This is a genomic window from Streptomyces phyllanthi, from assembly GCF_009377205.1.
Lineage (GTDB): Bacteria > Actinomycetota > Actinomycetes > Streptomycetales > Streptomycetaceae > Streptomyces > Streptomyces phyllanthi.
The window spans coordinates 1-7,806 of record NZ_VJZE01000431.1 but is presented as its reverse complement, the minus strand read 5'-3'; the positions used below and the strand labels follow the sequence as shown (position 1 = coordinate 7,806).

Genomic DNA, 7,806 nt, shown 5'->3' with positions numbered 1-7,806 from the left:
CCACCACCGCGCACGCCCCCACCACCCGCACGCCCTCGTCGCCGGTGCGCGGGGCCGCGACACCGGGGCCGGGCGTGCCGGGGCGATGCTGAGGACCTGCCGTCCGGCCCGGCCATCGGGGGTGCGCGCCGGGTCGGGCGGCAGCGTCGGCCGGCCCACGCTCAGGTCTCAGGCACACGGCACTGACGCCCGGCCCCGGCCCGCGGCGCTGCCGCCCGGCGCCCGGCACCGGCACCGGCACCGGCACCGGCACGGCGCCCCGCGGTGGGCGTCCCTCACAGGATGACGTGCGGCAGGAAACGCGCGTACTCGTCCGTGATCAGACCCGACGACTCGCGGATGCCGAGCCCGGCCGACTCGTTCTCCACGACCCACGCGCCGAGGACGACCCGGTTGCCGTCGAAGTCGGGAAGGGGCGCCAGCTCCTGGTAACAGCAGGGCTCTTCGCGTACGGAAGGCGGGGTGCCGGGCTCGTGCACCGTCACTCCCGCGCCCTCCCGGCCGAGGAGCGGCTTGGCCACGTAGCCCTTTGCGGAGGCCAGCTCCCCGGGTCCGTCCAGGTAGGAGGGGAGGAGGTTCGGGTGGCCCGGGTACAGCTCCCACAGCACCGCCAGCAGCGCCTTGTTGCTGAGGAGCATCTTCCAGGCCGGCTCGATCCACATCGTCGTCCCCGTACCGCCGCCGTTGTCGAGGGTCGTGAGGACGTGCGGGGCGAAGCGGTCGGTGGTGAGCCACTCCCACGGGTACAGCTTGAAGATGCTGCGGATGAAGCCCAGCTTCTTGTCGACGAAGCGGCCGGAGAGACGGTCCCAGCCGATGTCCTCCATGGAGATCCAGTCGGTGTCGAGTCCGGCCTGTTCGGCGGTCTCCTTGAGGTAGGCGACCGTCATCAGGTCCTCGCCGAGTTCGTCCCCCGCGGAGTGGGCGAAGTACAGCGGGCCTCCCGGAGGGAGCAGGGCTGCCTGCTTCCTCCAGGCGTCGACGAGGCGTTCGTGGAGGGAGTTCCACTGGTCGGCGCCCGGGAAGCGCTCCTCCATCCAGAACCACTGCGGACTGGCGGCCTCGACCAGGGAGGTGGGTGTGTCGGCGTTGTACTCCAGCAGCTTGGCGGGGCCCGTACCGTCGTACCGCAGGTCGAACCGGCCGTAGACGGACGGCAGTTCGGAACGGCGGTGCCAGGCCTCGGCGACCAGTTCGGCGAGGTGCGGGTCCGTGATGCCGAGGTCGGCGAAACGGTCCTCTTCGACGATGTGCGCGGCCGCCGCCAGGCACATGCCGTGCAGTTCCTCGACGACCTCCTCCAGCGCCTCGACCTCGGGGAGCGAGAAGACGTAGTACGCGCTCTCGTCCCAGTACGGGCGCAGGGAGCCGTCGGGGTAACGGGTCAGCGGGTAGATCAGGCCCTGTTCCTCGACGGTCTGCTGCCAGCCGGGGCGGGGTTCGATGACGCGGCGTTCCACGGTCGCGGGTCCGTCCGTGCGCCCGCTCAGCCGCCGCCCGAGCCGGAGCCCGAGCAGCCGAAGCCGTCGCGGTCGACGGCCTCGCTGCGGCTGAAGGTGCCGTAGTCGGCGTAGCGGCCGGTGACGTCGGCGTCGTAGTACCAGGCCGCGTCAGTGGTGGTCAGGCCGCCGCCCTTGCGCTTCGCGCCGGACGCGGAGCCCGACGTGCAGTTCTTGTCGGCGACGATCTTGTAGCCGTCGGCAAAGTCGTAGCTGTTCCGGTCCACACAGCGGCGGTCGGGTTCGGAGCCGCAGGACGTGAGGGCCGCCGCGATGACGCCCATACCGCCGAGCACGACCGTGCTGGAACGCAGCCGCCTGCGCTGTTCTGCCATGTTCTTCTCCCCCGTTGGACACACGTGTGGGACCGTCGCGCGGCACCCGGCCGGGCCCGCGCGAACGCTCAGACTAGTGAGCGATTTCAGGACGCCCCCCACCGGCTCCCCGTTACGCGCACCACCGGCTGCCCCGTCTCCGGTCAAGGACCGAGCCGGGCGCTCCACCGTGGACGTGGAGCGCCCGGCCGTGTCCCGCTCCCCCTACCGCGGCAGCCACGCCTTCCAGGTGGACTCGTGGTCGTCGACCCACTTCTTCGCCGCCTCCTCCGGCGCGAGCTTCTGGTCGGCGATCATCAGGGAGACCTCGTTCTGGTCCTCGGTGGTCCACTTGAAGTTCTTCAGGAAGGCCGCCGCCTTGCCGCCGGAGCGGGCGAAGTCGGCGTTCAGGTACTTCTGGAGGGGCGTGTGCGGGTAGGCGCACGCCACCTTCTCCGGGTCGGCGTCGCAGCCCTCCTTGTACGGCGGGAGCTTCACCTCGGTCATGGGGACCTTCTCGAAGAGCCACTGGGGTGAGTACCAGTAGGTCAGGAAGGGCTTCCTCTCCTTGGCGAACTGCCTGATCTGGGTGATCTGCGCGGCCTCCGAACCGGCGAACACCACCTGGTAGTCCAGGTCCAGGTTCTTCACCAGCGCCTTGTCGTTGGTGACGTAGGACGGGGAGCCGTCCAGGAGCTGGCCCTTGCCGCCGCTCTCCGGGGTGCGCAGCTCGTCGGCGTACTTGTCGAGGTTCTTCCAGTTGGTGACGTCCGGGTGCCGCTTCGCGAAGTACGTCGGTACGAACCAGCCGATGTGCCCGGTGACCCCGAGCTCGCCGCCCCGCGCGATCGTCTTCTTGTCCTTGACGTACCGCTGCTCCTGCTCGGGGTGGCCCCAGTCCTCCAGGAGCGCGTCGACGCGGCCCTGGCTGAGCGCGTCCCAGGCGGGGACCTCGTCGACCTGGACGGTGTCCACGCGGTAGCCCAGCTCGTGCTCCAGCAGGTACTGGGCGACGGCCACGTTCGCCTGCGCGCCCACCCAGGACTGCACGGACAGGGTCACCGTCTTCGAGCCCTGGGCGTTCGCGAAGGGTGAGGCCTGCTTGGTCATGTCGGCGGCGCCGCAGCCGGTGAGGACCAGCAGGGAACACGCGGCGGTCAGGGCGCCCGTCATCCGCGTACGCATGTCACGCTCCCTTCGCGGTACGGCGTTCCGTCGGCTGGGTCACCCGGTCGAGCACCAGGCCGAGGCAGACGATCGCGACACCGGCCACCAGACCGGTCGCCAGGTCGCCCTGCGCCAGGCCGAAGACGACGTCGTACCCGAGCGCCCCGCCGCCGACCAGGCCGCCGATGATCACGACGGCGAGGACGAGGACGACGCCCTGGTTGACGGCGAGCAGCAGCGCCGGGCGGGCCAGCGGAAGCTGGACCTGGCGGAGCTGCTGTCCGCTGCTCGCGCCCAGCGAGCGCGCCGACTCCAGCGCGGCCGGGTCGACCTGCCGCAGCCCCTGCGCGGTGATACGGACGACGGCGGGCAGCGCGTAGACCACGGCGGCGGCCACGGCGGGCGCGCGCCCCACGCCGAAGAGGGCCACCACGGGGATCAGGTACACGAACTGCGGCATCGTCTGGAACACGTCCAGGACCGGGCGCAGCAGCCGCTCCACCCGGTCGCTGCGGGCGGCCGCGACACCGGTCGCGAGGCCCAGGACGAGGGTCACCGCGACGGCGGCCAGCACCTGCGACAGGGTGTCCAGCGACGGTTCCCACACGCCGAGTACCCCGATCGCGGCCATCGCGAGGACGGCGGTGAGCGCGGTGCGCCAGGTGCCGATCAGCCAGGCGAGGGTGGCGACGATGAGCAGGACGGACCACCAGGGCAGCCCCTGGAGGCTTGAGCGCAGCGGGTCGAGCACCCAGGTGGTGAAGTGGCCCGCCCAGTCGGCGGTGCCGCCGACGTACGGGACGCCCGAGTAGAGGTGGGCGGTCATCCAGTCGACGGCCCGGTTGACGGGCTCGGCGATGTTCACGGTCCATGTCCCGGGCCATTCGAGACGGCCGGCGAGGCGTACGGCGACCGCGACGGCCACGGCGAGGGCGGCCGCGCCGGCCCACTGCAGGGCACGCAGCCGGGCGGAGGTCTCGGGGCCGTCGCCACCCAGCCGGTCGCCCGCCGCGCCGGTGACCCGGTCGAGGACGACCGCGAGCAGCACGATGGGGATACCGGCGGCCAGCGCGGCGCCGACGTCGACCGACGCGAGTGCCTGGTAGACGCGGTCGCCGAGGCCGCCCGCGCCGATGACGGACGCGATGACGGCCATGGACAGCGCCATCATGATCGTCTGGTTGAGGCCGAGGAGCAGTTCCTTGCGCGCCAGCGGCAGCCGGGCGGTCACCAGGCGCTGCCGCGCGGTGGCGCCGAGCGAGGCGGCTGCCTCCAGGACGCCGTGGTCGGCGCCGCGCAGCCCGAGCGCGGTGAGCCGGGCCATGGGCGGGGCCGCGTACACGACTGTGGCGAGCACGGCGGCGGGGACGCCGATGCCGAAGACCAGTACGACGGGGAGCAGGTACGCGAACGCCGGGAGCACCTGCATGGTGTCCAGGACGGGCCGCAGGGCGCGGTAGGTACGGTCCGAGAGTCCGGCCGCGAGGCCCAGAGCTGCGCCGAGGACGGCCGACGCGAGGACGGCGACCACCATGAGGGCCAGCGTCTGCATGGTGGGCACCCACATACCGAGCAGCCCGCAGGCGAGGAACGCGACGGCCGTGCCGAGCGCCAGCCGCAGGCCCGCCGCGCGCCAGGCGACCAGCGCGGCCACCGCGGTGACGCCCGCCCAGCCGGCCGCGAGCAGCACCAGGTAGACGGCGCGGACGGAGAGCACGACCGCGTTGCTGACATGCCCGAAGAAGTACAGGAACAGCGGGTGGCTGTCCCGGTTGTCGATGATCCAGTCGCTGGCCCGGCCGAGCGGTTCGGACAGGTCGACGGTCAGCGCGTCCGGCCAGCTGCCGCTCGCCCAGCGGGCGTTGACGACGGGCACGAGGACGGCCGCGGCGAGGGCGAGCAGGGTGAGCTTGGCGAGGACGCGGTGCTTCAGGAAGCCCGGCAGGGGCGTGCGGACGGTGGGGGCGGTGACGGTGGCCATCACACCGCCTCCTCGTCGGCGCCGGCCTTCCCGCGGGTGCGCCGCACGGGCAGCGGTGCCGGCTGCTTCGGGACCAGCGGCGTCTCACCGGCGGGCACGCCCGCGACCACTCCGAGCAGCGCCTCGGAGTCGACGACGCCGACGCAGCGGCCCTCGTCCACGACCCGCGCGGGGGTGCCGGTGCGGGCCACGGCCTCGATGGCCTCGGAGACCGTGGCGTCGGGTGCCACGGCAGGGCCGCGCCCCGCCTCCTCCGCGGACTCGGGCGCCCGCATCGCCGTCCGTACGGTCATGACCTGCTCGCGCGGCACCTCGCGCACGAACTCGCGTACGTAGTCGTCGGCGGGCGAGCCGACGATCTCCTCGGGCGTGCCCAGCTGCACGACCTGGCCGTCGCGCATGAGGGCGATACGGTCGCCCAGCTTCAGCGCCTCGTTCAGGTCGTGGGTGATGAAGACCATCGTGCGGCCCTCCTCGCGGTGCAGCCGTACGACCTCCTCCTGCATGTCCCGCCGGATCAGCGGGTCGAGCGCGCTGAACGGCTCGTCGAACAGCAGTACCTCGGGGTCGACGGCGAGCGCCCGGGCGAGCCCCACGCGCTGCTGCTGGCCGCCGGAGAGCTGGCCGGGCCTGCGCTGTTCCATGCCCTCCAGGCCGACCTTGGCGACGACTTCCCGGGCGCGGGAGCGGCGTTCGGACCTGCCGACTCCCTGGATCTCCAGGCCGTACGCCACGTTGTCGAGCACGGACCGGTGCGGCAGCAGACCGAAGTGCTGGAAGACCATGGACGCGCGGTGGCGCCTCAGTTCGCGCAGCCGGGCGCGGTCCATGCCGAGGACGTCCTCGCCGTCGATCGCGATCCGGCCGGACGTCGGCTCGATCAGCCGGGTGAGGCAGCGCACCAGCGTGGACTTGCCGGAGCCGGACAGCCCCATGACGACGAAGACCTCGCCCTTGCGCACGTCGAAGCTCACGTCCCGGACGGCGGCCGTGCAGCCGGTACGGGAACGCAGTTCGGCCGGCGGGAGCGCGGTGAGCTCGGGGTCGGCGGGCACGCGGTCGGCCTTCGGCCCGAAGACCTTCCACAGTCCCTCGACGGAGAAGACGGGCGCGCCCGCGGCGGTGTCCGTGCCGGTGCTCGTGGCGGTGGCCGTACCCATCACGCCTCACCCCCGGTGGCGGCGACGGCGCCGACGAGGTCCGCGCACTTCTCGCCGACCATGAGCACGCCGATCATCGGGTTCACGGCGGTCATCGTCGGGAACACGGAGGCGTCGGCGATCCGGATGCCGTCGAGGCCGCGGATCCTCAGCTCGGGATCGACGACGGCGAGTGGATCGTCGGGCGCTCCCATACGGCAGGTGCCCGCCGGGTGGTAGACGGTGTGGGCGACCTTGCGCGCGTACTCGCTCAGCTCCTCGTCACCGGTGACGTCCGGTCCCGGGCACACCTCGCGCCTGAGCCATCCGGCCAGCGGATCGGTCGTGGCGATCTCGCGGGCGATACGGATGCCGTCGACGAGGGTGCGCGCGTCGTAGTCCTCGTCATCGGTGAAGTACCGGAAGTCGAGGGCGGGTTTGACGGCCGGGTCGGCACTGGTCAGGTAAAGGCGGCCACGGCTCCTGGGCTTGGGGATGTTGGGCGTCATCGAGACTCCGTGGGCGGGCCGTTCGTACCCGAGTCGCTCCGGGTTGTCCGTGAACGGGACCTGGTAGAAGTGGAACATCAGATCGGGGCCCGCGTGTTCGGGGTCGCGGCGCACGAAGAGTCCGGCGTCGCTGTCCATCGCGGAGTTCTCCGGGATCGGCCCCTGCGTCTCCCACACGATCACCGACTCGGGGTGGTCCAGCAGGTTCTCGCCCACGCCGGGCAGGTCGTGCGTGACGGGGATGTCCAGCGCCTCCAGGTCCGCGCGCGGTCCGACGCCGGAGTGGAGCAGCAGCCGGGGCGAGTCGACGGCACCGGCGCACAGCAGCACCTCGCGCCGGGCCCGTACGAGGAGCTCCCGGCCGTCCTTGGTGCGGACGTGCACGCCCTCGGCCCGGCTCCCGTCGATCTCCAGCTGGTGCGCCCAGGTCTCCAGGAATATGTGGAGGTTGGGCCGCTCGTCCATGACCGGGTGCAGATACGCGACCGAGGCGCTGGAGCGCTGGTTGGTCTCGGGGTGGTAGGCGAGGTCGAAGAAGCCGGCGCCGTCGGTGAAGGGCTTCTGGTTGAAGCCCTCGACGCGGGGGACGCCCAGGGCGGTCTGCGCGGCGTCCACGAAGTCGCGGGCGATGGCGTTCCGGTCCTTCTCGTCGACCGGCACGATGTTGTTCTTGAGCCGCGCGTAGTACGCCTCCATCGGCACCGCGCCCCAGCCCTTCGCGCCCGCCGCCTCCCACTCGTCCCAATCGGAGGGCAGCGGCTTGAACGCGATCAGCGTGTTGTGGCTGGAACAGCCGCCGAGGACGCGGGCGCGGCTGTGCCGGATGTGGGAGTTTCCGCGCGGCTGCTCGGTCGTCGGGTAGTCGTAGTCGAGTTCGCCGCCGAGCAGGCCCGTCCAGCGGCGCAGGGTGAGGATGTCGTCCCGGCCGACGTCACTGGGCCCGCCCTCGATGACGGCGACCGTCACGTCGGGGTTCTCGGTGAGGCGGGAGGCGATGACGGAGCCGGCGGTGCCGCCGCCTATGACGACGTAGTCGTAGGTGTGCTGCCGCGTCGCGTAGGTGTGCTGCCGCGTCTCGTCCGCGTACCGCTGCGTCTCCGCCGCGTGCGGGTGCGCTTCTTCGGGGAACTGCTGCGTTTCTTCGTGCATGGGCGAGGTACTCCTGGATGGGGGGAGGGAGTGATCGGGCCCTGGATG

General features: G+C 72.0%; 7 protein-coding genes. 1 reads left to right on the top strand and 6 read right to left on the bottom strand.

Annotation, left to right across the window (positions count from 1 at the left end; all coding sequences use genetic code 11):
- A partial coding sequence (locus tag FNH04_RS48180) for a hypothetical protein (RefSeq protein WP_228031822.1) occupies positions 1-286 on the top strand: 286 nt, incomplete at its 5' end.
- Here FNH04_RS48180 and FNH04_RS36900 read toward each other — a convergent pair.
- From FNH04_RS36900 to FNH04_RS36875, 6 genes are all read right to left on the bottom strand, one after another.
- Complete coding sequence (locus tag FNH04_RS36900) at positions 276-1,460, bottom strand: glutathionylspermidine synthase family protein (RefSeq protein ID WP_322724912.1); 1,185 nt, start codon at positions 1,458-1,460, stop codon at positions 276-278. The genes FNH04_RS48180 and FNH04_RS36900 overlap by 11 nt on opposite strands.
- A 26-nt stretch (positions 1,461-1,486) precedes the next feature.
- On the bottom strand, positions 1,487-1,834 hold the full coding sequence (locus tag FNH04_RS36895) for a hypothetical protein (RefSeq protein ID WP_152790202.1): 348 nt from the start codon (positions 1,832-1,834) through the stop codon (positions 1,487-1,489).
- A gap of 204 nt (positions 1,835-2,038) precedes the next feature.
- Positions 2,039-2,998, bottom strand: a complete 960-nt coding sequence (locus FNH04_RS36890) for an ABC transporter substrate-binding protein (protein WP_152790201.1) — start codon at positions 2,996-2,998, stop codon at positions 2,039-2,041.
- Position 2,999: 1 nt separating this feature from the next.
- Positions 3,000-4,961: an ABC transporter permease gene (locus FNH04_RS36885; RefSeq protein WP_152790200.1), complete on the bottom strand. Its 1,962-nt coding sequence runs from the start codon at positions 4,959-4,961 to the stop codon at positions 3,000-3,002.
- Positions 4,961-6,121, bottom strand: coding sequence for a quaternary amine ABC transporter ATP-binding protein (locus FNH04_RS36880; RefSeq protein WP_228031821.1), 1,161 nt, complete (start codon positions 6,119-6,121; stop codon positions 4,961-4,963). The genes FNH04_RS36885 and FNH04_RS36880 overlap by 1 nt, the downstream gene beginning before the upstream one ends.
- Positions 6,121-7,758 carry a GMC family oxidoreductase gene (locus tag FNH04_RS36875; RefSeq protein ID WP_228031820.1) on the bottom strand — a complete coding sequence of 546 codons (1,638 nt, stop codon included), beginning with the start codon at positions 7,756-7,758 and terminating at the stop codon, positions 6,121-6,123. The genes FNH04_RS36880 and FNH04_RS36875 overlap by 1 nt, the downstream gene beginning before the upstream one ends.
- Between the last annotated feature and the right edge of the window lie 48 nt (positions 7,759-7,806).

Bases quoted from the DNA above. Each gene is read 5' to 3' on its own strand.
- FNH04_RS36875 (WP_228031820.1), bottom strand. From the start codon at position 7,758: ATGCACGAAGAAACGCAGCAGTTCCCCGAAGAAGCGCACCCGCACGCG.
- FNH04_RS36885 (WP_152790200.1), bottom strand. From the start codon at position 4,961: ATGGCCACCGTCACCGCCCCCACCGTCCGCACGCCCCTGCCGGGCTTC.
- FNH04_RS36895 (WP_152790202.1), bottom strand. From the start codon at position 1,834: ATGGCAGAACAGCGCAGGCGGCTGCGTTCCAGCACGGTCGTGCTCGGC.
- FNH04_RS36880 (WP_228031821.1), bottom strand. From the start codon at position 6,121: ATGGGTACGGCCACCGCCACGAGCACCGGCACGGACACCGCCGCGGGC.
- FNH04_RS36890 (WP_152790201.1), bottom strand. From the start codon at position 2,998: ATGCGTACGCGGATGACGGGCGCCCTGACCGCCGCGTGTTCCCTGCTG.